Raw genomic sequence first — 25,878 nt, 5'->3', positions numbered from 1 at the left:
ATCACAGCTGCTGGAACAAACATCAACGGTTGTCGATCCTGAAAAATTGATAACCGCATTAAAAGGCCACGCCAATTTTTATGCCGTACTCATCCCGGGTCTGTTTGTCGAGATCGGTCACCGCAAATCGACCGTCCAGGTCGTAATTGAAGCGGTTGTAGTAAAGGGATGCCATGAGCGGAATCGTTCCTTGTTGATTAAACAGGAGGCTCAGCTCGACATAAGGATTGGTGTTGTCTTTCAAGTCCAGCGTCTCGCTGCTGACGCCATGGAGTTTGAGTTGCGAATCACCGTTTATCAGCCGTCGAACCCCTGCCTCAAGACGCAGGGTTGCGGTGCTGAACTGATGGTTGTAACCCGCCGCGGCTTTAGCGAAGGAAGTGCGGCTGGTGAGATCGATGTCGTACTTTTTGGAGTCCGGATTGAACCGGTTCCACTTGTATCCCGCGCCCAGCAAGACGTCTAAAAAGTTGTGCGCATCCAGTGCCGTGCGCCAGCCAAGATCCAGGTCCACCTGACCATCCTTCACTTTCTGATTCTGCTTTTCAGAGTACTGGCCAGTGATTTCTGCCAGATAAACAAAGCCGGTCTGAGCGGTCATCTTGTTGCCATAGTTGAGAAACAATCCTCCTTCGGGCATGTGTTCGGTGCTCGAGCTTTTCTGCCCGTCGAATTCGAGAACGCTGTAGCTTCCCAGTAAGCCAAAGGAAAATATCGGATCTGTAGGCGGGGCGGCACTGGAGATGTTGGGGGTGGTTGCGGCAATAAGAGAAGTGACAACAGCAGTAAGAATGGTCCTTTTCATAAGAACTCCATCAGTACGCTTCAGGTCTGGGTGACCGACACTTACAACGATAGTCGCTTTTTTTTTTCGCGATCAGTTATTGGAAAGGAAACCATTAAAAGTGACAGTCAACGAAGAGCGGGGCTGCGCTGCCCAATAACGGTTCGTTGTCTGGCGCGTTATGACCGGCGCGACTTGAGGGAGTGTGGTCAGTGCCTGCACTCGGCCAACACCACTTGGCAGGTGTTCGGCGTGCCGCCGGAGTGGCTGGCATAGCGAATGCAATTGTCCATGGATTTCTGGCGAGCCATGTTCAAGGTGTCGCCCCAGGCCAGGCCGCCCTCGCCGGCCGTGGGCAGGGCTTTGGCGTAGCAGTTTGAACCCGTGCTTGAAGTGGCATGGCGAGAGGTGCCTGCTTTGCCCGCACACCCGGTCAACGCAAGGTTGATGGCCAGCAGGGAGAGCAGGGCACATGACGCACATCGGCGTGCGGTTATTCCAGTCATGGGGGTTCACCTGCAAATTGGCCAGAGGCGTGTGTGACCGCGCTCCCTTCAGTTTAGAGGGTGTTGCAGCGACTGGTTGAATTCACGGACCAGTATCACCGACAGCGACCTTGGCGGGGTTGGGCGAGACATCCTTGTCTCTGCTGATACGTTGTTCATTGCCGCGCGCGGCCGTTCGTCATGTCGCCAGGGGCAGGGCGTAACACTCTCGTCAGTCCAGATCCTGCGCCTGATGCCGCTCGGGCACCTGGCTTGCTTCATCCCCCCACGTCCGATTGACTCGCTGGCCACGAATGACCGCTGGCCGTTTGGCGATTTCCTCGGCCCAGCGCTGCACATGGGTGTATTGCTGCGCGTTCAGAAATTCGGCGGCGGAGTACACGTTGTTGCGCACCAACTGGCCGTACCAGGGCCAGACCGCGATGTCGGCGATGGTGTAGTGCTCGCCGGCCAGGTAGGGGCTTTCGCCCAGGCGGCGGTCGAGCACATCCAGCTGACGCTTGGTTTCCATCGTAAAGCGGTTGATCGGGTATTCGAGCTTCTCCGGCGCATAGGCATAGAAATGGCCGAAGCCGCCGCCGAGGTAAGGTGCCGCGCCCATTTGCCAGAACAGCCAGTTCAGGGTTTCGGTGCGCCCGGCGGGATCGGTGGGCAGGAAGGCGGCGAATTTTTCCGCCAGGTACAGCAGGATCGAACCGGATTCAAAGACACGGATCGGCGGCTCCACGCTGCGGTCCAGCAACGCCGGGATCTTCGAATTCGGGTTGATCTCGACAAAACCGCTGGAAAACTGCTCACCCTCGTTGATGCGGATCAGCCAGGCATCGTACTCGGCGCCGGTGTGCCCGAGCGCCAGCAGCTCCTCCAGCAGGATGGTCACCTTCACGCCATTGGGCGTCGCCAGCGAGTAAAGCTGCAACGGATGCTTGCCTGTCGGCAGCGTCTTGTCATGGGTGGGCCCGGCCGTCGGGCGGTTGATGCTGGCGAACTGGCCCCCAGACGGGGCGGTGTGTTTCCAGACCTTGGGGGGAACATAGGACGCTTTGCTCACGAATTGCACTCCATGGAGGGTTGCCTGTGATCACTGGATTTCCGACCGTAAGCCTCCCGACAGGACGGCTGTGCCGGTCGGTCGTAACCGCTTCAGCCGGCAGCATACGGTACTCCCGGTCCTTGATGCGATGCCGGTGCCGTCTGGCCGAAACCCGCCACTGCAAGTTAAAGACAACAGACAGAAGCACAAGACTTCCCGCTGAAAAGCCGGATAATGGCGGCCAAATTGTTTAGCTCGTTATTCTGGTAATCGCACATGGAAATCAAGGTCAATTTTCTCGACAACCTTCGACTTGAAGCCAAGTTCGATGACTTCACGGTGGTGGCCGATCAGCCCATTCGCTACAAGGGCGACGGTTCGGCACCGGGTCCGTTCGATTACTTTCTGGCTTCGTCGGCGTTGTGTGCGGCTTACTTTGTGAAGTTGTACTGCGAAACCCGCAACATTCCCACCGACAACATTCGTCTCTCACAGAACAACATTGTCGATCCGGAAAACCGCTACAACCAGATTTTCAAGATTCAGGTCGAGTTGCCGGCGGACATTTCCGCCAAGGACCGCCTGGGCATTCTGCGTTCCATCGACCGTTGCACGGTGAAGAAAGTGGTGCAAACCGGGCCGGAGTTTGTGATCGAGGAAGTGGAAAACCTCGATGCCGATGCCCAGGCATTGCTGATGCCCGGTTCAGCCGAGCAGGCCGGCACCTATATTGCCGGCAAGGACCTGCCGCTGGAGCAGACCATCGCCAACATGTCGGGCATCCTGGCCGAGTTGGGCATGAAGATCGAAATCGCTTCGTGGCGCAACATCGTTCCCAACGTGTGGTCGCTGCATATCCGTGATGCGCACTCGCCGATGTGCTTTACCAATGGCAAGGGCGCGACCAAGGAAAGTGCGCTGGCGTCGGCGTTGGGCGAATTCATCGAACGCCTCAACTGCAATTTCTTCTACAACGATCAGTTCTGGGGAGAAGACATCGCCAACGCGGCGTTTGTGCACTACCCGGATGAGCGCTGGTTCAAGCCCGGCCCGAAAGATGCGCTGCCGCCGGAGATCCTCGACGAATACTGTCTGGAGATTTACAACCCGGATGGCGAGTTGCTTGGCTCGCATCTGTATGACACCAACTCCGGCAACACGCAGCGTGGCATCTGCTCGCTGCCCTTTGTGCGCCAGTCGGATGGCGAGGTGGTGTATTTCCCGTCCAACCTGATCGAAAACCTGTTCCTGAGTAACGGCATGAGTGCCGGTAACACGCTGGCCGAAGCTCAGGTGCAATGCTTGTCGGAAATCTTCGAGCGCGCAGTAAAACGCGAAATTCTCGAAGGTGAGCTCGCACTGCCTGATGTGCCGCAAGAAGTGCTGGCGAAATACCCTGGCATCCTGGCCGGGATTCAGGGCCTGGAAGCCCAGGGCTTCCCGGTGTTGGTGAAAGATGCGTCGCTGGGCGGGGAGTTCCCGGTGATGTGCGTCACCCTGATGAACCCGCGTACCGGCGGCGTGTTTGCCTCGTTCGGTGCCCACCCAAGCCTGGAGGTGGCGCTGGAGCGCAGTCTGACGGAATTGCTCCAGGGCCGCAGTTTCGAAGGCCTGAACGATCTGCCCCAGCCGACCTTTGAAGGTCAAGCGGTGACCGAGCCGAACAACTTTGTCGAACACTTCATCGATTCCAGCGGTGTGGTGTCGTGGCGCTTCTTCAGTGCCAAGGCGGATTTCGAGTTTGTCGAGTGGGATTTCTCCGGCCAGGGTGAAAACTCCAATGCCGAGGAAGCCGCGACCTTGTTCGGCATTCTCGAAGACATGGGCAAGGAAGTGTACATGGCGGTGTATGAGCACATCGGTGCTACCGCCTGCCGCATCCTGGTACCGGATTATTCGGAAATCTACCCGGTCGACGATCTGATCTGGGACAACACCAACAAAGCGCTGTTGTTCCGCGCCGACATCCTGAACCTGCATAACCTGAGCAAAGTCGGCCTGCGAACGCTGGCCAAGCGCCTGGAAGACAGTGAGCTGGACGACTACACCGACATCACCACGTTGATCGGCGTCGAGTTTGACGACAATACCGCCTGGGGTCAGTTGACGATCCTGGAACTGAAGCTGCTGATTTATCTCGCCCTGAAGAAATTCGACCAGGCCAAGGATCTGGTGGAGGCCTTCCTGCAGTACAACGACAACACCGTCGAGCGAGGGCTGTTTTATCAGGCCATCAACGTGGTGCTGGAGGTGGAACTGGACGACGACCTGGAGCTTGGCGATTACGAGGTCAACTTCCGCCGGATGTTTGGCAACGAACGGATGGACGCGGCGATCGGCTCGGTGGACGGCAGCGTGCGCTTCTACGGCTTGACGCCTACGAGCATGAAACTCGAAGGGCTCGACCGCCACTTGAAGCTGATCGACAGCTACAAAAAACTGCACATGGCGCGGGCCAATGTGACGGCTTTGTCCATGTGATAGCGCCCTGTGGGAGCTGGCTCGTCGGGTCGCCGCATCGCAGCGATGGTCGTCAACGGTAACGCGTGTAACCTGGTTAACCGCGGCGCACTTGAGACCATCGCCAGCAGGCTGGCCCCTACAGGTATTGCGTGGCCTACATGTCCTGCAAGCCATTCAATTCAATCACGCAGGCCTCATCAAAATCCGGGTTTTCATTGATGCCGCCCTTTGCATAGCCACGGGCATTGCAAATGACCCGGGTGTTGCCCACCCGATAATCGAAGCTCCCATGGGTATGGCCATGGAGCCAGAGCGCCGGCTGCCAGACCTTGATCCGCGCTTCTAGATCCGAGACAAAACTCGAGTTGATCGGCGAATTGGCAAACGCCGGGCTGATGCTCGACCGTGTCGGGGCGAAATGCGACACCACCACTGTGGTGAGGTGGCTGTCGCGGCTGAAGCATTCCTCCAGCCAGGCGACCGTCTGCAGGAACACCAGCTGGGAGATGGCGGGCGTGAACAGATCCGGGAAGTCGGGGGATACCTTGATGTGGCTGAAGTCGCGGATGAGCTTCGTCGCCATCTCGATACCCTGTGCCCGATCCTCCGGCTTGTCGAACAACCGATAGTCGGACCACAGGGTACAACCCAGGAACCGCACGCCTTCGTGGACATATTCCGAGCGTTCCAGCACGTGAATCCTTGTGCCGTAGGTCAATCGGTTCAAGTGCTCGTAGGTGGAGACCAGATCGCTGCCATAAAACTCATGGTTGCCTGCCACGTAAACGATCGGAGCAGGGCAGGATCTGGCCCATTCGATCGCCGCTGCCGGACGGGCGATATCCCCGGCGAGGACCACGATATCGGCCTCCACCTGGGGGAACGGTATGGCGTTGACGGAGAGGTGAACGTCGGACAGCAAGGCAATGCGCATTGATCAACTCCCGCCTGATGGGGCATTCAGTCCACTCAACTTACGCGTTGATCACCGATGGCGACAAGCAGGAGGTCCCCTCTCGATGCCGGTATGGCGATAAGAGGGGACGCGAACACTCCCTAGGCGAACGCGCTTTGCATGACCAGGTGTTGTTCCTCGAGGTGCATGTTCATGTTGCCGGGCGCGGTGGAAGCGCCCGGTGGCGGTCCTTCATCCGTGGAACTGGTCAGTAGTGTCTCCAATGCCGGCGGCTTGGGTTCGTTTGGCATGCAATCACTGGAGCCGCACCAGATGATTGAAGTGGTGCGGCAGATCCGTCAGGCCACGAGCAAACCCTTTGCGATCAACCTTTGGATGTCCAATGCGCAGGAGTCAGCGCCAAGTCCCGCTGATGCTCGCCAGGCAGGCGCGTTGCTGCGTCCGTATTTATGCGGGATCGACGACCTTGACCAAAGCTTTCACCGGTCGCCTGGCCAGAAGCCTGACGAACCGGATGACCCGCGAGATCAATCACGGCGACTCGCACATCGCGCCTTATCCTGTCCAGGCCTGGTTCATGGGCAGCCTCGCGAAGCTGGCGGTCGGGCAGGGCCGCGAGGATTTCGGTTCGTTGTCTGCCGGGCAATCCGTCGCGCTGATTCGTCACGACAATGCGCGGGAATTGATGGACGAACTCGTCAGGGAAACGCCGAACGTTTTATGCAGGGTCTGTTTGCGTGAGTGATGAATTGAGGTCGCTGAAGATCAAACTGTGCGAGTCAGCTCGCGATGGCGTCGCCCCTGTCAGCATTGAGGGTGGATGTGCCGACGTCATCGCTGGCAAGCCAGCTCCCACAGGTTGTTTGGCGGACCTGGCCTCTGCGTATACCGCCAATCCCTTAAGGGAGCGAGCCTGCTCGCGATGGCGTCGGCCCTGTCAGCATTGATGGTGGATGTGCCGACGCCTTCGCTGGCAAGCCAGCTCCCCCAAAGACCGTAGCCGGGCTCGGTCTTTGAGGCCGCTGAAGATCAAACTGTGGGGCTGAGTCTGCTCGCGAAGTACCTGGCCTGTTTACTTCAGGTACCAGCCCCAGGGTTGCTCACTGACGTACTCGGTGATCTGTTTGACCTCCAGATAATTGTGCAGCCCCCATTGCCCGAGCTCACGGCCGATCCCGCTGTGTTTCATGCCGCCCCAGGGCGCTTCGACGAAGGTCGGTTGCGAGCAGTTGACCCAGACAATCCCGGCGCGTAACTGGTTGGCGACCCGTGCGCTGCGTTGCAAGTCGGTGCTCATCACTGCGGCGGCGAGGCCGAAGCGGCTGGCGTTGGCCATTTGCACGGCTTGGTCTTCGGTGTTGAAACGCTTGATGCACAGCACCGGGCCGAAGACTTCCTCGCGCCAGAGGATGCTGCTGTGTCCCGGTTCGTCGAAGATCGCCGGCTCGATGAAGTAACCCTCTGGCAAATGCGCCGGCCGCCGGCCTCCGGTGAGCAGGCGCGCGCCACTGGCCAGACCCTGATCGACAAAGCCGAGCACCTTGTCGTACTGGCCCTGGCTGACCAGTGGCCCCAGCAGCACGCCGGGCTCAAGACCGGGGCCGATGGTGATCTTGCGGGTTGCTTCGACCAGGCGTTCGATCAACCTCGGGGCGATGCTGTCCTGCACCAAAAGCCGCGAGGTGGCGCTGCACACCTGGCCCTGGTTCCAGAAGATCCCGAACAGAATCCACTCCACGGCGGCTTCGACATCCGCGTCGTCGAAGACAATGAACGCTGACTTGCCGCCCAGTTCGAGGCTGATGTTCTTGATGTCGCGGGCCGCCGCCGACATGATTTTCGCCCCGGTGGGCACGCTGCCGGTGAAGGCCAGTTTGTCCACGCCGGGGTGCTCGGTCAGCGGACTGCCAGCCTCGGCGCCGAGCCCGGTGACCACGTTCAGGACACCCGCTGGCAGGCCGATGCGGTCGGCGGCGGCGGCCAGTTCCAGCGCCGTCAATGGCGTCAGCTCGGACGGCTTCAACACCAACGTGGCCCCCGCCGCCAGGGCCGGAGCCACTTTCCAGGCGGCCATCAGCAGCGGGTAGTTCCACGGGATGATCTGCCCGGCCACGCCAATCGGTTCATGGCGGATACGGCAGCGAAAACGGGCGTCCGGCAATGCCAGCGGCTGGTCCTGCTGTTCGTCCAGTTCGCGGGCCAGGCCGGCGTAATAGCGAAAACAGCCAATCGCATCGCCGATGTCCCACTGCGCTTCGGGCAACGGCTTACCGTTGTCGCGCACCTCCAGTTCCGCCAGCGCTGACTGGCCACTTTCCAGTTCATCGGCCAGGGCTTCCAGCCACTGCGCTCGCTCGGCACCGCTGGTTTGGCTCCAGCCATTGTCGAAGGCGCGCCTGGCCGCGCGCACGGCGTGGTCGACGTCTTCTTCAGTGCCGGCCGCCACGCGGTGGAATGTTTGCTCGGTGGCCGGATCGACGACCTCCAGATAGCCGCCCAGGTCCGGGCTGACCCACTCGCCGTTGATGTATAGCTGATCACGCATGGTGCGACTCCTGGACGCCGGTCTGGCGGTTTTGCAGAGAGCGGGAAGTGAATAACAGTGCCAGGGACAGACAGATGATCACCGTCGAGATCGCGTTGATCTCCGGGGTCACGCCGCGGCGGATGGAAGAGAAAATGTAGATCGGCAACGTCGTCTCGGAACCGGCGACGAAGAAGGCGATGATGAAGTCGTCGAAGCTGAAGGTGAACGCCAGCAGGAACCCGGCCATGATCGCGGGGCTGATCTGCGGCAGGGTCACCCGCCAGAAGGTTTGCATGGGCGGGGCGTACAGGTCGGCGGAGGCTTCCAGCAGCGCCTTGTCCAGAGAGTCGACACGGCTGCGCACGATCACCATGACCAGTGCCATGGTGAACAGCGAGTGCGCGGCGATCACAGTGAAGAAGCCCATGTTCAACCGTGGCACGCTGGGCATCCAGCTTGCCAGCAGCGGGTTGATCAGGTCGAACAGGCTGATGAAGGCGATCAGTGTGGAGATGCCGATGACGATGCCCGGGACGATGATCGCGCAGTAGGTCAGGGCATCGAACAGCAGGCGAACCTTGCGTCCGGCACGCTGCAGACCGAACACCGCGAGGGTGCCGAACAGCGTCGCCAGCACCGCCGAGCACAGGGCAATGAAGGCGCTGTGACCGAGGGCTTCCATGATGAACGGGTTGTCGAAGGCGCGGCCAAACCATTGCACCGAGCAGCACTCGAAGGCCAGGCCGCTGCGCCCGGCGTTGAAACTGAACAGGATGATCAGGGCAATCGGCGCGTAGAGAAACAGGTACAGCGAAGTCGAATAGCTGCGCAGCCACATGTCACAGGCCTCCGTCGGCAGGGCGGCCGCCGTAGCGCGCCACGAGCTTCAAATACAGGCCGATGATCAGCAACATCATCGCCACCAGGGTCATTGCCAGCGCGCTGCCGAATGGCCAGTTGCGCGACTGCAGGAACAGGTCGACCAGCGCGTTGCCGACGAAGAACACCTTGCCGCCACCGAGAATGGCCGGGATCAGGAACTCGCCCATCAGCAGGATAAACACCAGCATCACCCCGGTGATGATCCCCGGCGCAGAGAGGGGCAGGGTGATCCTGCGAAAGCTTTCGAAGGCACTGGCGCCCAGGTCCGCCGAGGCCTCGAGCAGGCGCTTGTCGAGTTTTTCCAGGCTGACGTAGATCGGGAACACCATCAGCGGCAGGTAGCCGTAGACAATGCCGATCAGCACGGCCCAGGGCGTGTTGATCAGGCGCACATCTTCCAGGCCAAGGCTGGCCAGCAACGCCGGAATGCCCTTGCCGCTGAGGATGAAAATCCACGCGTAGGTGCGGATCAGGAAACTGGTCCAGAACGGTACGATCACCAGCGTCAGCAACAGCGAACGGTTTTTGCTGACCTTGACGGCGAGGAAGTACGCCAGCGGGTAGGCCGCCACCAGGCACACCAGGGTGCCCAGTGGCGCCAACACCAGCGTGTTGCCGAACGCCGCCGCCCGCGAACCGAGGTTCAGGTAGTTGGCCAGTGTGAAGCCCCCGGCATACCCGCCCACGGCGCTGCGCTCGCCGAAACTGAAGACCAGGATGATCACCAGCGGCATCAGTAACAGCAGCAGGAACCACAGGGTCGAAGGCAAGAGCATCAGCAGGGTGATCCGCCGGCCGAGGTTGTGCCGTGGGCGCACCTCGACTGACAGGGTACTGCCTGGCTGCACCGTTTGCGGGTGGGCGGCGGCATTCATGGGCGACTCCTCGTTGGCCATGGCAAGTGATCAGGCGGATTTGAAACGGGCCATCAGTTCGGCGCGGGCCGGGCTGGTGAGCGTTGCTGCCGCCCCGAATTCCAGTGGGCTGAGGGCTTCGGCGGCCGGGTACATGATCGGATCATTGAGCATGGCCGTCGGCAGCAGCGCATCGACCCGCTTGTCACCGCTCGGGTAGCCGTGGCTCAGCACTTCGAGCTTGTTGTGCTGCGGGTCGAGCAGGTAGTTGATGAAGGCGTAGGCGGCGTCCTTGTGCTCCGAGTTTTTCGGAATGGCGAAGAAGTCGCTCCACAGCTCACCGCCTTCCTTGCCCAGCTCGAACTGCATCTGCGCGTTGTCGCGATGCAGCTGCGAGGCGTCACCGGTCCACGACATGGCCAGCCAGGCATCGCCGCTGCGCATCGACGGCTGGATGTCGGAGTTGATGGCGAACAGGTGTGGCTTGACTTCGATCAGCAGTTTTTCGGCATCGGCCAGTTCTTTCGGGTCCAGGGAGTTGAAGCTGTAGCCGAAGCTTTTCAGGGCGTTGCCGATGGCGGTCAATTGATAGTCATGGACCATGGTGCGGCCGCTGGCGGGGCCTTGGGCGGCGGCCCAGAATTCTTTCCAGCTGGTCGGGCCGTTCTTCAGCTTGCCGGTGTCGTAGAGCATGCCGGTGGTGCCCCAGTTCTTCGGCACCGCATAAACCTTGCCGTCGACCGTGCCCTGGGCCATGAACTTCTGCTGGAACGCCGAGGCATCGAAATTGGGAATGCGCGACAGGTCCAGCGGTTCGATCAGACCCAGGCCGACGTAGGTGCTGATGGTGTAGTTGGTCGGCACCAGCACGTCCCAGCCACTGCCGCCGGCCTGCAACTTGGCGAGCATTTCTTCGTTGGAGCCGAACACGCTCATCGACACCCGTGCCCCCGTGGTCTTGGCGAACGCGTCGAGGTTTTCCTGACTGTGGTAGTTCGGCCAGGTCGCCAGCGACAGGCGATCCCCGAGCTTGCCTTGCTCGGCGGCCTCGGCCGTGGAGGTCAGCAGGCCGGGCATGTGGGTGGCGACCACCGCCGCGGCGATTCCGAGGCCGGTGCGGCCAAGAAAGTCGCGGCGACTGATCGAGCCGTTCTGCCAGCTGCGCAGGGTTTTGATAAAGGTCTTCTGGTCCATAGCACGCTCCCCATCCGGTTGATGAAACGAATCGACGACTTACAACGCCATGGCCAGGCCATTGGCGTGATCCCAGCCGACGCGCACTGCCGCGCCGTGTTCGAATGCATTGGCGCCGTGGTCCTGCTGGCGCGGCACGCGCACACAAACCACGCCGAAGGCCTGGGTGCGTACGCGGTATTCGGTGGTGTTGCCCAGATAAATGCGGTCCTCCACACAGCCGTGCAGGGTCACTTCCCGCACCATGTCGGCGCTGGCACCGGCGATGCTGATCAGTTCCGGACGCACGGCGATGCAGCCTTCAGCGTTCGCGCTCAGCGCCTTGCCGGTGGGCGTCAGCGGGCTGGACAGTTCCAGACCCTGCTCGGTGCGCAGAACCACCGAGCTGCCGTTCAGATGGCGGACGGTGCCGTTGAACAGGTTGGACTCGCCGATGAAGTCAGCCACGTAGCGGCTGGCCGGTGCCTCATACAGCTGTTCCGGGGTGGCGGTCTGGATGATCGAGCCGTTGTGCATCACGCTGATGCTGTCGCTCATGGACAGGGCTTCTTCCTGGTCGTGAGTGACCAGCACGAAGGTGATGCCCACTTCGCGTTGCAGGCGCAGCAATTCCGACTGCATCTCCTTGCGCAGCTTGCGGTCAAGCGCCGCCAGTGGCTCGTCGAGCAGCAACACGGTGGGCTTGTTGACCAGCGCCCGGGCCAGGGCCACGCGCTGTTGTTGACCGCCTGAAAGCTCACTCGGCTTGCGCTGGCCGAAGCCGCTGAGGCGCACCATTTCCAGGGCTTCATCGGCCATGCGCAGCTGTTGTTTTTTGTCGGGGCGCGGCGTGCGATAGCGCAGGCCATAGGCAATGTTCTGCGCCACGGTCAGGTGCGGAAACAGCGCGTAATGCTGGAACACCATGTTCACCGGCCGCTCGAAGGCCGGCACGCCGGCCACGCTCTTGCCCGCCAGGCGCACTTCACCGCTGGTGGGCTGTTCGAAACCGGCGATCATGCGCAAGGTGGTGGTTTTGCCGCAGCCCGAGCCGCCGAGAAAGGAATGGAACGAACCGCGCCGCACGGCGAAATTCAAACCATTGACGGCCTGCACCTGGCCATAGCGTTTGACCACATTGCAGAATTCGATATCGCTTGGCGGGTTGTCGTTCACGAGGCGGGCTCCCTTGCAGTGATGAATCATTGCGTCGGGGGCCAAACTGACAATGAGGGTTTTATGGCGTATATATCCCTTGGGGGATAGAGTCGTTTTTCAGGTGTCAGACGTCGACGACCAGTTCCTGGCCAGTGAGGTCGCGGATAAACAGCCCGAGCAATTCCGACTGGCTGCCGATGCCGAGCTTGGCGTAGATATTCTTGCGATGGATTTTCACCGTGCCCGGGCTGATGTTCAGTTGTTCGGCGACCGAGGCACTGGAGTGACCGCGCAACAGCAATTGCACAATCTCCTGCTCACGCCCGGTGAGGATGTGCGCGCCGAACTGGTCGAAGGCTTCGCGGATCTTGAAGTCCAGATCCTGCGCAGGTCGTGGTTGCTGGGCCTGACGCAGGCGCCAGGCTTCATTGATGACCTGCTCGACCACCGCTTGCGCGCACTCGACCAACTGCATTTCGTCACGGCTGAATGCGCAACTGGCCGAGGAACGCATCAACGACAGCACCGCCGTCGCACCGGCCCCGAGGTCGACGAAAAACGCCACTTCCTCTGCCAGACCGGTTTGCTGGTAGTAGGTCAGGTAATACTCGCCGAGGTAAAAGTGGTCGGGCGCAAACTGGCGCAATCGCCACAAACCGGGCGCCTGCCCGCGCGTACAGGCCAGGTAGAACGGATCAAGCAAATACGGCCCGCACTGATAGTCGTCGACATAGACCCCGCGCTTGTCCGCCGAGAAGGTGTCGAACAACGCCAGAGGCCGGTGATTGCCTTCGTAGACGAACAAGACGAAATGATCGACCGGGCATACTTGCCGCAACCAGTGGCTAAGGCCCGACAGCCGCGCATGCCCGGCGGGCAGGTCCAGCAAGTGGGCGACACCGGTGGTCCAGAGTTTCAGTTCCTTGGGGCGCATGGTGACTTCAGGCAGGGGTGGATCGCGACACGATGCACAAAGTACGCCATGGCGGCGTTGGCCTTGTGGAGCAGGGCCGGTCATGGAAAAAGCGCTGAGAAAATGCACCGCGACGGGGCCGGGTGTTACCGAGTGCTACAACTTCGGTTAATGATTCACCCCGTCGCGCAGGGGACAGCAAACATGGGGCTGATGAAAAGTGTCGGTTTTGGCGCCGGCCGATTAAAGATCAAGTGTGGAGACGGCCGCCGCTGTGTCGGGGTTTTGTACCTGTTTGATCCAGGTATCAAGTTCCTTGACCATCTTGTTGACCTCGCTGTCTTGCTGTTCCGAAGGGCGAATAATTGCGTTCCAGGCAATGTCCAGACCGTCATTCAGGGCGGCCCAGGCCAGTTCCCCGCGCTCCAGGCTGGGGGTCACCAAATCCCGTTGCAAGATGCTGATTCCGTACCCTGAGCGAACCAGTTCGACGATGGCTTCGATCAGCTCCACGGTGATCATGCGCCGCGGCAAGATGCTGGCGGGGGCGAAGAAGCGATCATATTCCCAGCCACTGGCGCGATCGGTCGAATAGGTCACCAGGTTGTAGGTCTTGAAGTCTTCGGCATAAATATTCTTTCTTCCTGCCAGAGGATGATCGGTGGCCATGATCGCAATCAAGTCGTCGCGAAACAGCGGCAACCTGGCGACACCGCTGGGCACCATGCCGTCATCAATGATGGAGACATCCAGCCGGCCCTGCATCAAGCTCGCGTAAACGTCGTTGCGCGGCACGGTCACCAGGGTGATTTCGATGTCCGGGCGCAAGTTCGAATAATGCTTGATGAACTTGGGGATCCAGCGGAACGGGCCGTAGGAGGTGACGCCCATGCGCACGAAAGCGGTGACACCGCCGGCCATGGATCGAGCTTCGGACTCGGCTTCGTTGAGAATCGCGATGATGTCTCTGGCGGCGCGCTCCAGGCGCACGCCCGCGGGGCTGAGCCTCAGTTTGCCTCCCGAACGTTCCGTCAGGCTCACGCCGATGCGCCGCTCGGCCTCGCGCATACGGTGACTGACGGCGGAAGGGGTCAGCCATAAGCGTTCGGCAACGGCGGTCACTGAATCGACTTCCGACAGGGTTTGCAACATCACGAGGTGATCAAGGGTAAGTCTCATAGGTGGGCGCGACCTGAAAATAATTCACAAATTTGCGTAAAATAATGAGCGTGACTTGTTTTTTGCTCCGGTGCAATCTGGTTTCAGCAACAACAGCCCACCGGAGAACAACAAACATGACAACGCTTGCCTTCACCCCTGCAGTCACTCTGGGCGATATTGTCGACCTTGAGCGTTATCCCATCACCAATCGAAGCCATCCGGCGTATCAGCAACTGGTCACCCGCAGCCAATCGTTGCTCGGCGAGGAAGGCGTTGCGATTTTCCCGGGGTTTGTCCGCGATGATGTGGTCGGCACCCTGGCGGATCAGACCCTGGCGCTGCACCCGCGCATGTTCCATTTCCGTGAAAACCACACGGTGTATTTCAAGCCTCAGGACGAAAGCGTTGACCCGGCTCATCCACTGCGGCGGTTGATGAACACCGAGAAAGATACGGTCGCCTACGCCGATATCCCGACAGACCATCTGATCCGGCAGATTTACCAGTCGGACGAAGTGCTTTCGTTCATTCGCGATGTACTGAATCTGGACGTGCTCTATCGCCATGCGGATCCGTTGGCCGCACTTAACCTGCAGGGCTTTACGGCGGGGCAACAGCTTGGCTGGCACTTTGATCGTTCCGACTTCAGCGTGACGCTGTCTCTGCAGGCGGCGACTGCCGGTGGCGACTTTGAATATGTACGCATGCTGCGTAACGAGAACGACGATTGCTATGACGCGGTCGGGCAATTCCTCGACAACCCGGCCACACAGAAAATAGAAGTTCTGCCGCAGGTGCCCGGGACCCTGACATTGTTCCGTGGTCGTTACTCGCTGCACCGTGTGACGCCGGTGGTCGGCGACAGGCTCAGGCTCAACGCGGTATTTGCCTACGTGGATCAGCCCAATGTCGAGTTCAGCGACTATGCGCGCAAATTGTTCTACGGACGTACGTCGGTAGAGCCGCTGGTATAGGTTCAGCACCCCTTACAATAAAAACAATCGATTCACTTCTTCGCTTCACGTGTTCGCACAGGCACTTGCACACCTTCGATCGGTGGTCTCGTTTGCCGTTTGTGCCGCACGCAACAGCTCGCTGCCCCCAATAATAATTTCGGAGCGTCTGATCATGAAATACAGGAAGAATTTGCTGGCCTCGTTACTCACCCTTGGCGTGCTCGTTGCCAGTGCTTCAAGCCAGGCGGCAGGGTGGTGTGACTCGGGCAAGCCGGTGAAGTTTGCCGGTTTGAATTGGGAGAGCGGGATGCTGCTCACCGACATCATGAAGATTGTGCTCAAGGAAGGTTACGGCTGTGCAACCGACGAGTTGGTCGGCAATACCATCATTCTTGAGACCGCTCTGGCCAGCAACGACATCCAGGTATTCGGCGAAGAGTGGATGGAGCGCAGTGAGGTCTGGAAAAAGGCGGCGGCGGCCGGCAAGGTCGTTGCGATTGGTTCGCCGATCATCGGTGCGGTCCAGGGCTGGTACGTGCCGCGATATGTGGTCGAAGGCGACGCGAAACGCAACAAGCCGGCGCGGGCGCCAGACCTGAAGACGGTCGCCGACCTGAGCAAATACCCCGAGGTTTTCCGTGACGCGGAAGAACCGTCCAAAGGCCGCTTCTACAACTGCCCGGCGGGTTGGATCTGTGAGCAGGAAAACACGGAGATGTTGAAAGACTACGGTCTTGAAAACACCTTCATCAACTTCCGCCCTGGAACCGGTGCTGCCCTGGATGCCGCGGTACTGTCCAGCTACAAGCGTGGTGAACCGGTGCTGTTCTACTACTGGTCGCCGACGCCACTGATGGGACAGATCGATGCGATACGGCTGGAAGAAAAGCCGGGTGTCGACAAAAACGTGGTGACCAAAGTCGGCATTTCCAAAGCCTTCAATGAGCAGGCCCCCGAGCTGGTTGCGGTGTTGGAGAAGGTCAATATTCCCATCGAACTGTTGAATCAGAACCTGGCGAGGATGACCAAGGAACGCATCGAGTCGCCCAAACTGGCCAGAATCTTCCTCAAGGAACACCCTGAGGTGTGGCACGCCTGGGTGGATGAAGCCGTCGCCAGCAAAATCCAGGCAGCGCTTTAATCGGCAATGAGGGCAAGGATGCCCGGCGCCTAAAACGTTCTTGCCAACACCCATCACTACTGCGTTTTCTCGCTTCTGTTGCCAGAGGCGGTCTCTTTTTGCGTGCGGAATTTTATGAACAAGATCAAATCACGAGCGGCTGTGGCCTTCGCGGCGAACCAGCCCCTGCAAATTGTCGAAGTCGATGTGGCACCCCCACAGACGGGGGAAGTGCGGGTCCGGATCGTGGCAAGCGGTGTCTGCCATACCGATGCCTTTACCCTGTCCGGTGCCGATCCGGAAGGGCTCTTTCCGGTGATTCTCGGTCATGAAGGCGGCGGTATCGTCGAAGCCGTCGGTGAGGGTGTGACCTCCCTGGCGGTGGGCGATCATGTGATCCCGCTGTACACCCCGGAATGCGGCGAGTGCAAATTCTGCAGATCCGGCAAGACCAACCTCTGCCAGAAGATCCGGGCCACGCAAGGCCAAGGCCTGATGCCGGATGGCACCAGCCGCTTTTCCTACCAGGGCCAACCCATTTTTCACTACATGGGCACGTCGACCTTTTCCGAATACACCGTGTTGCCGGAAATCTCCCTGGCGAAAATCCCCAAGGATGCGCCACTGGACAAGGTCTGCCTGCTCGGTTGCGGCGTGACCACCGGCATCGGTGCGGTGCTCAACACTGCCAAGGTGGAAGAGGGCGCCAGCGTGGCGATCTTCGGCCTGGGTGGCATCGGCCTGGCGGCGATCATCGGCGCCACCATGGCCAAGGCCGGCCGCATCATCGCCATCGATATCAACCCGGCCAAATTCGAAATCGCCAGGCAACTGGGCGCCACCGACTTCATCAACCCCAAGGATCACGCCAGGCCCATCCAGGAAGTGATCGTCGAGATGACCGAGGGTGGCGTCGATTACTCCTTCGAATGCATCGGCAACGTCGATCTGATGCGTGCCGCGCTTGAGTGCTGCCATAAGGGCTGGGGCGAGTCGGTGATTATCGGCGTCGCCGGTGCCGGTCAGGAAATCAGTACCCGTCCGTTCCAGTTGGTGACCGGTCGCGTCTGGCGCGGTTCGGCGTTTGGCGGCGTGAAAGGACGCAGCGAACTGCCCAGCTATGTCGAGAAGTCCCGGACGGGCGAAATCCCGCTGGAGACCTTCATCACCCACACCATGGGCCTGGAAGACATCAACCGGGCCTTCGACCTGATGCATGAAGGCCGCAGCATCCGCACCGTCATTCATTTCGATCGCTGATTCAACCGGCCTGGCGAGGGTCCTGGACAGACGGCGCCCGGTCGACAAACGCACTACCCACCCACCATGTTTTGAACAGAGAGAGCATCACAATGAGCATCTTTACCCATGTCACCGTCGGCACCAACGATCTGCAAAAAGCCCGCGACTTTTACGACAAAGTACTCGGCGCCCTGGGCCAGAAGCGCCTCGCCGACCTGGACGACAATGGTTCGATCTGGGGCCAGGACGCACCGTCCTTTTTCGTGCTGAAACCGGCCAACGGCGCCCCGGCCAGCGTGGGCAACGGTGTCACGGTCAGCTTTGAAGCGCCGGATCGCGCCGCGATCGATGCGTTCCACGCCGCCGCACTGGCCAATGGCGGCACCGACGAAGGCGCACCGGGTCCTCGTGGCTGGGCGCCGAATGCCTATGCGGCTTATGCCCGCGACCTCGACGGCAACAAGCTGGCGGCGTATTGCTTCAAACCTGCCTGGTAAGCTTCAGGGCGAGGCTTGATTCAAGCCTCGCCTTTCACGACTCGACGAAATCGACCCTTGGTCGCCTCTCGACTGCTCAGGCCTTTTAAGGTGTCTACTGCTCATTAGGGCCTGCAGATACAGAGAGGAGCGCATGATGAGCAACGAACAGATGGCACCTGAAACTAAGGGGGTTGCGGTGCAGTTACTCGCAACGATCGACCTGGGACCCGAGATCGAGGGCATGGCCGGGCGCCTGCTAAGAATGCGGATGGTGACCATCGAGCCTGGAGGCGTGTTCGGGCCGGTGCACAACCATATCGATCGGCCGGGCATCGTCTATATATTGCAAGGAACGATCACTGACCATCGCAATGGAATGGCCACGGACTATGGTCCGGGAGTGGGTTGGCCCGAAGACCGGAACACCACTCACTGGCTTGAGAACAGGGGAACAGTCGCGGCGTGTGAGATCTCGGTCGAAATTGTCAGGCAAACGTAAGCTCAAGCCGGACATCCTCACGGGCAAGCCGACGGGCGTTTGCGGCGGCCCCGCTTAAGTCGGCTTCATCACTCTTCTTCTCTCAACACATTGATCCGCCCCGATTTCTCTGCGGCCAGCAGCTTGGCGTGGTCTTTGGCATTCTGATCGGCATAAGCGAGGGCAAATTTGCCGATGGCCTGGTCGAAGGAATCCGTCTTGCCCAGGTAGCCGCTGATGAGCGCGGCATCCCCTGATTTGGCGTGGGCACGGGCCAGGATCAGGCCGCACAATTCGGCGTACAACTTCATTCGCGCAGTGGATATGTTCTCGATGGGCGCTGACATTTTCATGTCACGCAACTGACGGACAAAGAAGTAGCGACCGTTCTGGCCGCGTGTCCAGCCCAGGAAGATATCGCTGGACGACTGCATCAGGCGCTGTCCGGTGACGACGCGCTGGCCCTGATTCTCGTACTCGCTCTTGCCCGCATGGGGCGCCAGCACCGAGGGACAGGCTTCCTTGAATTGCAGGAGCAACGGGTGATTTTCCGCGGAAAAGAACAGACCGACGAAACAATAGGTCCCGACGCTCCCGATCCCGACGGCCTTGACGGCAACATCTTCGAGGCGATAGCGATCGAAAAGCACGCGCCGTTCATGGGGCAGCGACAATCGATAATCCTGCAGGGCCATGCGCACGTTTTGCATGAAGCCTTTTTCGTGCACATGAAAAAGTACCGGGGGTTGATCGATCAGGCGCCGCCGTCCACCGACTTCGCTGCTGATCTTGGGATAGAGGTAATCGCCGACACGCAGCCTGGCCTTAGAAACTATTTGCTCGCGAAATTTCCTGGTTTCTGAATTGGGCGCCATATCGACGATCGATTGGGCATCCAGTCGGTCATACCAGACATCCAATGGACTCATCCTGGAGAGTTTGCGCAGCCGTTCGCGGTAGGCACGAACACTCTCGACGGCGATGGCCCGCGCGTCTTTATCGCTGAGGCGGTTATCCCGAGCGGCCACGGCAAAACTGATCGCCAGGCGTTTGACATCCCACTCCCAGGGGGCGGGCAGGGTTTCGTCGAAATCGTTGATGTCGAATATCAGGTTGCGCTCAGGTGTGGCGAACAACCCGAAGTTCATCAGGTGACAATCGCCGCAGGCCTGCACCTGAATGCCGGTGGTCGGGGTCGTGGCCAGGTCATGCGCCATCAAGCCCGCAGAGCCACGCAGAAATGTGAAGGGACTGCGCACCATGCGGCCGTAACGCACCGGCACCAGATTGGGCAGTCGATGGCGATTGGAGATTTCGAGGAGTTCGATGGGGTCTCGGTTTTTGCGCGGCGGTTTCCATACGGCGTGATCGGCATGGGGCACGCGCTCGCGTATTTGTTCACCTGCGTACAGACGCTCCTTGCGCGAGTGGAAGACCAACTCGTCCCAGTGGTCTTCCGAGTGTCCTTTCCTGCTGTGGGCATAGCTGTTTTTGCGGGGAGGCATGTCCACTCCTTTGCTCAACGAAGTCAGACTCGCTTGGGCACCGGATCTGGTAATGCGACTGCTCCATCAGCCCACAGAAAGTGCGTGTGCCGGTTTCCTGAAAAGTGCCTAAGAATATTGTTTCAGCGTAGCAGTTCCCGAGCTTGATCAAGGCGTGGCCGGTAGAGGAGCGGGATTATTTCTTCCACTGACGGGGTCGCCTGATTTTTGCGGCTCGCTTCTAAGGAATCGCGTAGAGCTTGAACAGTTTTTTCGCCATGTCACTGATGCCTCCCAGGTAGGTGTTGCAGGCCTGTTCGATCTCGCCCGACTTGTACATTTCGCTGAGAGCGGTATCGACCAGCAAACGGAAGTTTTCATCGTCTCGATCCACTGCCATCGCAGTCGGCGAATACTCGAAAACCCGATCCAGCAGGACCAGTTTTGCAGTGGATGGGTGCGTGACCAGGAGGTTGCTCAGCAGCATGCGTTCGGCGAAGAAGGCATCGGCCTTGCCTTCGGCGACCAGGTTGACGCCTGCCTCAATGTTCTTGGCGGTGATCAGGGTGGCCACCACGCCGAGCAAGCGCATTTGCTGGCGAATCCATGCCTCGGTGATTCCGCCGGCGATGGTGGCATAGGTTTGATCGGATAACCCATGGTTGACCGTCGCACGCCAGGTCGGCCCGGTACGGGCAACATTGCCGTTGAGGACATTGAGCAGGGTCTCGGGTGCATCCTTGCGCACCACCACCGAAAGGCCGGCGGTGTAGACCGGTATCGAGTAACTCACATGCTTGCGTCGCGCCAGCGTGGGCGGGGTGGGCGTACAGAGGATGTCGACCTTGCCCGTGCTGACGGCCGTCATCTCGTCGTCGACGGAGACCGGTTGGTAACGCACCTGCATGTCGGGCAAGCCTAACTCGGCTTTGACGTGGTCAGCGATTTTCAGACAAAGCTCGATCGCATAACCGCTGGCCTTGTCGCCGGCCTGGGCACTGAACGGGGCCAGGTCCGGCAGGTAGCCGAGGGTGAAGGTGTTGCTCGTGCGCACCCGTTCAAGGGTACTGGCATCGGCCACTACCGGCCCCACGGCGAGCAGGCTTGCAAGCAGCAAGTGGGTGGCTTTGATCCGTTGTACATTCATATCCTGGCGCCCCGCATTCGAATGTCTGTGTTGCCTGGTAGTTACAGCTGAGGATTGCCGGTACTGGTCTGAGCGGCGGGAGTCGGAGCGACAAAACGCTTGGAGAGGAAGCCGTAGAGCAGGTAGCCGAAGGTAAGGACAATGAGGCCACCGAATACCGCATCCTTGCCGCAGGCATAAAGGGCGTACAACGAATAGGCCACGGCGATCAGTAAGAGCGCGGTATTGCGCGTATAGATCCCGGCACTGACCCTGGCCTTGTACATCATGACCAGCAGGCCCGTGGCGGCTGTGACGTAGGGGATGAGGTTGGTCACGGCCGCCAGGCTGACGAGCTTGCCGAACTGGGCGCTGGCATTGGGTGAAATGGTCGACAGCGCCATCAGGGTCTGCAAGACGCCGCAGACCAGCATGCCGATGATCGGCGCATCCCTGGTGGTGACCTTGCTGAAAAATTTCGGGAACATGCCTTGGTCCGCGGTCATCTTGGCCGTCTGCGCCAGGGTGAATTGCCAGCCCAGCAGCGATCCGACACAGGCCATCACGGCCAGCGCCATGACGATGTTGCCGACCGTGGGGTTGAACATGTGGGCATAGACGAGGGCGAAGGGCGCGGACGAGTTGGCCAGTTCGGCGTTGGGTATCATCCCCTGGATCACCGTTGTCGACAGGATGTAGACCACTGCTGCACCCAGGGTGCCGAACAGGCACGCTAGCGGTACGTTGCGCTTGGGATCTTCCACCGCATCGGAAGCCTGGGCCGCCGACTCCATGCCCAGGAAAGCCCACAGGGTCAGGGGAATGGCTTTACTGATGGCCTCGGAGATCGGCAGGTTGTTCGGGTTCCAGGCGGCGACCAGCACGTCGGTCTTGAACCAGTACCAGCCGATGATGCTCAAGCCGGCCACCGGGATGATGACACCCCACACGGTAATCGTACCGATCCTGCCGGTGATGCCGGGGCCGCCGAAGTTGGCGATGGTGGTGATCCAGAGCAGGGCGACCGTGCCGATGAACAGGGGAATCGCGCCACTGCCAAGCCAGGGCACGAACGATGTCATGTAACCCACCGCCGAGATCGCGACGGCCACGTTGGCGATGCCCAGGGAGAGAAAGTACAGATACGAACAGAGGAAGAAGCCCGATTTGGCATGCGCCTCTTCGGTGTAGGCCGACAGCCCGCCTGAGCGCAGGCAGTAGATGCCGCACTGGGAAAAGCAATAGGCGATGGACATGGAGCCAACGGCGGTGACCAGCCATGACAGCAACGAAACGGCACCGAGTTGGGCCATGCTCGTCGGCAGCAGGATGATGCCCGAGCCCATCATGTTCACTGTCACCAGCGTGGTAAGCCCCACGAGGCTCATTTTTTTGCTTGAGTCGGCCATCGAAAACTCCTTGATCTGCCCTACGCGTAGACCCTGGTGCCGATAGTCGTACTCAAGGTCCGGAAAGTGCCCATCGAACAGTTCTGTCGCCAACTACATTGAAGATGGCTTTTGGCGTTCTGAACAGAAAAATGAAGGCGCCAACATGACATGGCTCCAAAACCGGAAGCTGGAGACAACACATTGGTTTTTTTTGCCGGTCAATCGTCTGATTTAGATCAATCAGCGAACACTCAGCGAGGACACGCATTGGCGGGCGACGCACTCGAAGATTTCAATCGACAGATCACGCGCATTGCCCAGTTGTGCGATCATGGCGCCGGCCAAAATCTCGACCCGGTATCTGCACAGCCTGACGGGCTGGTTCCTCTTGGGTATCTGCTTGATAGGTCGACCTATTGCTACTGGAGGCGACGGTTCAATGAGGGAACATGCATCAACTAAAAACTAACCACAGAATGTGGCAGTTCGAACCGATGTTGCTGATGTGCACACTCTACCTGCTGGCTACGAGTGTGGTCGCTGCACCGCAGGTGCACGAGACGATGACGATCATGGTCGAGGATGCGGCCGCCCCCTGGTCGAAGCGTGACGGCACAGGTTACGCCAACGACGTGGTGGTCGCCGCCTTCAAGGAGATGGCGGTCGATGTGCAGCTCAAAGTCGTGCCCTATGCCCGTTGCAAATACATGGTGCTCAATGGCACGAGCGTGGCCTGTTTCAACATGAGTTGGCTGCCCGAATTCGAGGGCAGGATCAAAATGGCCTCGCAGCCCATCTACACGGTCAACAATGACATGTTCGAAGCGATCAACGCCCCCTTGCCGAAGTCGCCCAAAAGCCCCTGCACCTTGCCGCCCGGCACGGTAGTGGGCACCGTCAGAGGCTACGAATATTCGCCACAGGCCACCGCGCTGCAATCCGCCGGCGTGGTGTTCGAGAATGCTGACTCCGATGTGCAGAACCTTCGCAAACTCGCCGCCCGGCGCTTGTCGGCTGCCCTGATCGTGACCAATGACCTGGAAGCCAAGGAACAGAAGGCCAGACAGGCAGGTACCGAAGATGTCGTCCGGTTCGCCTTCAATTGTGGGCTGTCCGCTGCAACCATAGGCTTTAGCCTGACCCACCCGGACGGATTGCGGGCGCTGAAGATGTATGACGAAGGCTACCGGCGCATCGAGGCCAATGGCGTGCTCAAGCAAATCCATATGCACTGGTTTCCATCGCAGCCTGTCGTCCGTCCCTGAAGACTCAAGCGCAATCGCCGGGATTTTTCGGTCATCGGCGATTTCGCGGCGGATCACCCGGCCCTAGCGAATACCGGCACCCGCCATGGACTCGGGTACCCACTGCGCCGTCGATAGCGGCTCGATGTAGCGAATCCCGCCGTGAGGACCTACAACGCCATTGATGTTGTAGGTGCCGAGCGACAGATCGTAGGTCATGAACGGGGTGGCATCCGGGACTTGCTCGTCGTAGCTCTGGCTGAGGAAGGCGAAGGAGCCACGGTAAAGCTGGCCACTGGTGTCGTACTGATCGGAGGCCACGGCGGCCCAGGTGTCTTCATCCAGGTAAAAGCGCCGCTTCTGGTAGATGTGCTTTGCACCGGGCTTGAGGTTGCCCTCGACGACGTAGACGCGGTGCTTTTCCCAGCGCACGAAAGCCGGGGCAATGAAGTTGGGGGTGGTCAACGACTTGGCGTCATGGGCATAGGTCAGTTTGTAGGTGTTATAGGGCACGATCATTTCTTGCTTGCCCACCAGTGTCCAGTCGTACAGTTCCAGTGCACGGGCGGTACCGGGATTCGGCGTGTCATAAGCCAGGATCGAAATCTGTTTGACCCGGCGTTGGGCCGGCATGTACTGCCAGGCGCGGCCAGGGCGTTGCAGCGGGTTGGTGGCGTTCTTGAGCATGATCGACTCGCCGGCACGCCGCGCAGGTCCGGTATAGGACAGTTTCATCTGGTAGTAGATGTCGGAGTTGTTGATGGGCTTGGACATGTTCTCGTAAATCGGGAAGGAGACAAATGCCTCGCCGCTGACCGCCAGGCTTGCTACTCCCGCCGAGTCGACGCTCCAGGAGTCGTATTTGGAGTGGATGTTGACGCCCTGGAAGCGCAGCAGGAAATTCCACATCGCTTCGGCGCCCGACTGCGGGATCGGGAACGGTACACCGGGCAATACATTCTCAAAAGCGATCCCGCCGTTGAGGGAACGGGCGCCGGTGGCGTTCTTGCGGCTATTGTCCAGCACCGCCTGGGGCAGGGCTGCGGTGCGGTGGGTCGGGTAGACGTCGATACGGTAGTCGGGGTAGCGCCGGGCCAGCGCGACGGTGGTGGCAGTCAGCATGCCCTTGTACTGGTCGACGTTTTTGCCATTGATCACCAGCAGCGGTTTCTCGTCGGCGTAGGGGTCCGGACGCATGCTGTCACCGGTCTTGAAGCCGGAAGGGGCATGGGTCAGGCCACCGCTATAGGGCGGAATCGAACCATCGGCATTACCGGCTTTCTCAGCACCCACCGGGGTGAGGCGGGTGCCCAGTTCGGCGGCTTGCTGACTTGAGACATAGGCCTTTGCATCAATGGTCAGCGCCATGAACAAAGAGGCAGCCAGAAGCTTTTTCACGAATTTCATATTGTTATTCTCCGGCCTGGCGTACCAGGCAACTCGTGACTCAGGCGCAGCGGTCGCATCCGTCGGTTCAAGGCAGTACGTTGGGCACTCAGCCAGCGGGCTGGCAGTGCACTCAAACGGACGCGCTGAACCATTGCGTTGCGCCGGCTTTCAATTTTTCCCGTCTGGTCGTTTTGCCTTGTGGGCACCCGACGGGCTCAATCGCCAACTCCTTTTATGGCTGACATTAAAGAACCCCCGGAAAGGGGACGCTTTTCATTTGACGACAGCCCCTTGGCTATTGATGACAGACCGACCAATTCCGCGGGCAGGGCGGCCGGGGTGGGGCTTCGGTCAGGGCTGCCGTATTTTTCGACGTGGCCGGACGAGAGCTGTCGGCTTATGCGGTCGTTGCTGGTGGATGCGTCTCAAGCGTTGGTCGGGTTCGGCTGTGACATCAAAGGTGTCAGTCAGGCCGTCATCGCTGGCAAGCCAGCTCCCACAAGTCCGAAGGCATTACTTGATTGTGTGAACGATCCAAAAAACTGTGGGCTTGCCCGCGATAGCGGTCTGCGAGTCACATCAAAGGTGTCTGTCAGGCC

General features: G+C 59.8%; 25 protein-coding genes and 1 pseudogene. 10 read left to right on the top strand and 16 right to left on the bottom strand.

Annotation, left to right across the window (positions count from 1 at the left end; all coding sequences use genetic code 11):
• Nucleotides 1–58 precede the first annotated feature (58 nt).
• The 3 genes from ACVWYU_RS24450 to yghU all read right to left on the bottom strand — a co-directional run bounded on the left by ACVWYU_RS24450 (nt 59) and on the right by yghU (nt 2,341).
• Entirely contained in the window at nt 59–805 is a 747-nt protein-coding gene (locus ACVWYU_RS24450; protein ID WP_247256998.1) for a hypothetical protein, read from the bottom strand.
• A 188-nt stretch (nt 806–993) separates the two neighbouring features.
• Nucleotides 994–1,290, bottom strand: a complete 297-nt coding sequence (locus ACVWYU_RS24445) for a DUF4189 domain-containing protein (RefSeq protein ID WP_247256997.1) — start codon at nt 1,288–1,290, stop codon at nt 994–996.
• A 211-nt stretch (nt 1,291–1,501) separates the two neighbouring features.
• Nucleotides 1,502–2,341 carry a glutathione-dependent disulfide-bond oxidoreductase gene (gene yghU, locus ACVWYU_RS24440; RefSeq protein ID WP_457373872.1) on the bottom strand — a complete coding sequence of 280 codons (840 nt, stop codon included), beginning with the start codon at nt 2,339–2,341 and terminating at the stop codon, nt 1,502–1,504.
• Between the two features lie 258 nt (nt 2,342–2,599).
• On the opposite strand from yghU, the gene ACVWYU_RS24435 reads away from it, so the two are divergent.
• Entirely contained in the window at nt 2,600–4,804 is a 2,205-nt protein-coding gene (locus ACVWYU_RS24435) for an OsmC domain/YcaO domain-containing protein (protein WP_457373871.1), read from the top strand.
• 136 nt (nt 4,805–4,940) lie between these two features.
• On the opposite strand, the gene ACVWYU_RS24430 is transcribed toward ACVWYU_RS24435, so the two are convergent.
• Both ACVWYU_RS24430 and ACVWYU_RS24425 read right to left on the bottom strand, forming a co-directional pair.
• Complete coding sequence (locus ACVWYU_RS24430; RefSeq protein ID WP_457373870.1) at nt 4,941–5,720, bottom strand: metallophosphoesterase; 780 nt, start codon at nt 5,718–5,720, stop codon at nt 4,941–4,943.
• A gap of 122 nt (nt 5,721–5,842) precedes the next feature.
• Nucleotides 5,843–5,992: a hypothetical protein gene (locus ACVWYU_RS24425; RefSeq protein WP_457373869.1), complete on the bottom strand. Its 150-nt coding sequence runs from the start codon at nt 5,990–5,992 to the stop codon at nt 5,843–5,845.
• On the opposite strand from ACVWYU_RS24425, the pseudogene ACVWYU_RS24420 reads away from it, so the two are divergent.
• Both ACVWYU_RS24420 and ACVWYU_RS24415 read left to right on the top strand, forming a co-directional pair.
• Nucleotides 5,946–6,044: pseudogene (locus ACVWYU_RS24420) on the top strand (hypothetical protein); the annotation flags it as partial. The gene ACVWYU_RS24425 and the pseudogene ACVWYU_RS24420 sit on opposite strands and share 47 nt — an antisense overlap.
• A 124-nt stretch (nt 6,045–6,168) precedes the next feature.
• Nucleotides 6,169–6,447 (top strand): nitronate monooxygenase, encoded by a 279-nt coding sequence (locus ACVWYU_RS24415; protein WP_457373868.1) that lies wholly within the window; start codon nt 6,169–6,171, stop codon nt 6,445–6,447.
• Nucleotides 6,448–6,774: 327 nt separating this feature from the next.
• Here the strand turns inward: ACVWYU_RS24415 and ACVWYU_RS24410 are convergent, their stop codons facing one another.
• From ACVWYU_RS24410 to ACVWYU_RS24380, 7 genes are all read right to left on the bottom strand, one after another.
• Nucleotides 6,775–8,247 carry an aldehyde dehydrogenase family protein gene (locus tag ACVWYU_RS24410; protein ID WP_457373867.1) on the bottom strand — a complete coding sequence of 491 codons (1,473 nt, stop codon included), beginning with the start codon at nt 8,245–8,247 and terminating at the stop codon, nt 6,775–6,777.
• Nucleotides 8,240–9,067 carry an ABC transporter permease gene (locus ACVWYU_RS24405; protein ID WP_247256990.1) on the bottom strand — a complete coding sequence of 276 codons (828 nt, stop codon included), beginning with the start codon at nt 9,065–9,067 and terminating at the stop codon, nt 8,240–8,242. The genes ACVWYU_RS24410 and ACVWYU_RS24405 overlap by 8 nt, the downstream gene beginning before the upstream one ends.
• Nucleotide 9,068: 1 nt before the next feature.
• Entirely contained in the window at nt 9,069–9,986 is a 918-nt protein-coding gene (locus ACVWYU_RS24400; protein ID WP_247256989.1) for an ABC transporter permease, read from the bottom strand.
• A 30-nt stretch (nt 9,987–10,016) separates the two neighbouring features.
• A complete protein-coding gene (locus ACVWYU_RS24395) occupies nt 10,017–11,159 on the bottom strand; it encodes an ABC transporter substrate-binding protein (RefSeq protein ID WP_247256988.1) in 1,143 nt (380 codons plus the stop codon).
• 39 nt (nt 11,160–11,198) lie between these two features.
• On the bottom strand, nt 11,199–12,344 hold the full coding sequence (locus ACVWYU_RS24390) for an ABC transporter ATP-binding protein (protein ID WP_457373866.1): 1,146 nt from the start codon (nt 12,342–12,344) through the stop codon (nt 11,199–11,201).
• Between the two features lie 76 nt (nt 12,345–12,420).
• Nucleotides 12,421–13,230 carry a response regulator transcription factor gene (locus ACVWYU_RS24385; protein WP_457373865.1) on the bottom strand — a complete coding sequence of 270 codons (810 nt, stop codon included), beginning with the start codon at nt 13,228–13,230 and terminating at the stop codon, nt 12,421–12,423.
• Between the two features lie 222 nt (nt 13,231–13,452).
• Nucleotides 13,453–14,388, bottom strand: coding sequence for a LysR family transcriptional regulator (locus ACVWYU_RS24380; protein ID WP_247256986.1), 936 nt, complete (start codon nt 14,386–14,388; stop codon nt 13,453–13,455).
• Nucleotides 14,389–14,504: 116 nt separating this feature from the next.
• Here ACVWYU_RS24380 and ACVWYU_RS24375 point away from each other — a divergent pair, with 116 nt between their 5' ends.
• The 5 genes from ACVWYU_RS24375 (at nt 14,505) to ACVWYU_RS24355 (ending at nt 18,666) form a co-directional block, all read left to right on the top strand.
• Nucleotides 14,505–15,344, top strand: a complete 840-nt coding sequence (locus tag ACVWYU_RS24375) for a HalD/BesD family halogenase (protein WP_457373864.1) — start codon at nt 14,505–14,507, stop codon at nt 15,342–15,344.
• A 154-nt stretch (nt 15,345–15,498) separates the two neighbouring features.
• Entirely contained in the window at nt 15,499–16,467 is a 969-nt protein-coding gene (locus tag ACVWYU_RS24370; protein WP_247256984.1) for a glycine betaine ABC transporter substrate-binding protein, read from the top strand.
• Between the two features lie 114 nt (nt 16,468–16,581).
• On the top strand, nt 16,582–17,706 hold the full coding sequence (locus ACVWYU_RS24365; protein WP_390955728.1) for an S-(hydroxymethyl)glutathione dehydrogenase/class III alcohol dehydrogenase: 1,125 nt from the start codon (nt 16,582–16,584) through the stop codon (nt 17,704–17,706).
• A gap of 92 nt (nt 17,707–17,798) precedes the next feature.
• Nucleotides 17,799–18,185, top strand: a complete 387-nt coding sequence (locus tag ACVWYU_RS24360) for a VOC family protein (protein WP_103405483.1) — start codon at nt 17,799–17,801, stop codon at nt 18,183–18,185.
• A gap of 136 nt (nt 18,186–18,321) precedes the next feature.
• Nucleotides 18,322–18,666 (top strand): cupin domain-containing protein, encoded by a 345-nt coding sequence (locus tag ACVWYU_RS24355; protein ID WP_457373863.1) that lies wholly within the window; start codon nt 18,322–18,324, stop codon nt 18,664–18,666.
• A gap of 68 nt (nt 18,667–18,734) precedes the next feature.
• Here the strand turns inward: ACVWYU_RS24355 and ACVWYU_RS24350 are convergent, their stop codons facing one another.
• The 3 genes from ACVWYU_RS24350 to potE all read right to left on the bottom strand — a co-directional run bounded on the left by ACVWYU_RS24350 (nt 18,735) and on the right by potE (nt 22,664).
• Nucleotides 18,735–20,150, bottom strand: a complete 1,416-nt coding sequence (locus tag ACVWYU_RS24350; RefSeq protein ID WP_457373862.1) for a DUF2252 domain-containing protein — start codon at nt 20,148–20,150, stop codon at nt 18,735–18,737.
• A gap of 220 nt (nt 20,151–20,370) precedes the next feature.
• Nucleotides 20,371–21,276, bottom strand: coding sequence for an amino acid ABC transporter substrate-binding protein (locus tag ACVWYU_RS24345; RefSeq protein WP_090322955.1), 906 nt, complete (start codon nt 21,274–21,276; stop codon nt 20,371–20,373).
• A gap of 41 nt (nt 21,277–21,317) precedes the next feature.
• On the bottom strand, nt 21,318–22,664 hold the full coding sequence (gene potE / locus ACVWYU_RS24340) for a putrescine-ornithine antiporter (RefSeq protein WP_457373861.1): 1,347 nt from the start codon (nt 22,662–22,664) through the stop codon (nt 21,318–21,320).
• A gap of 431 nt (nt 22,665–23,095) precedes the next feature.
• Here potE and ACVWYU_RS24335 point away from each other — a divergent pair, with 431 nt between their 5' ends.
• Entirely contained in the window at nt 23,096–23,911 is an 816-nt protein-coding gene (locus ACVWYU_RS24335) for a substrate-binding periplasmic protein (RefSeq protein WP_457373860.1), read from the top strand.
• Nucleotides 23,912–23,974: 63 nt separating this feature from the next.
• Here the strand turns inward: ACVWYU_RS24335 and ACVWYU_RS24330 are convergent, their stop codons facing one another.
• Nucleotides 23,975–25,297: a DUF1329 domain-containing protein gene (locus tag ACVWYU_RS24330; protein WP_247256977.1), complete on the bottom strand. Its 1,323-nt coding sequence runs from the start codon at nt 25,295–25,297 to the stop codon at nt 23,975–23,977.
• Nucleotides 25,298–25,678: 381 nt separating this feature from the next.
• On the opposite strand from ACVWYU_RS24330, the gene ACVWYU_RS24325 reads away from it, so the two are divergent.
• The coding region (locus ACVWYU_RS24325; protein WP_457373859.1) for a hypothetical protein at nt 25,679–25,878 on the top strand (200 nt) is incomplete at its 3' end.

The sequence above is a fragment of the Pseudomonas sp. TE12234 genome, from assembly GCF_054061835.1.
Note: the sequence above shows the minus strand (reverse complement) of the source record. Positions and strands in the feature narration are given on the sequence as shown.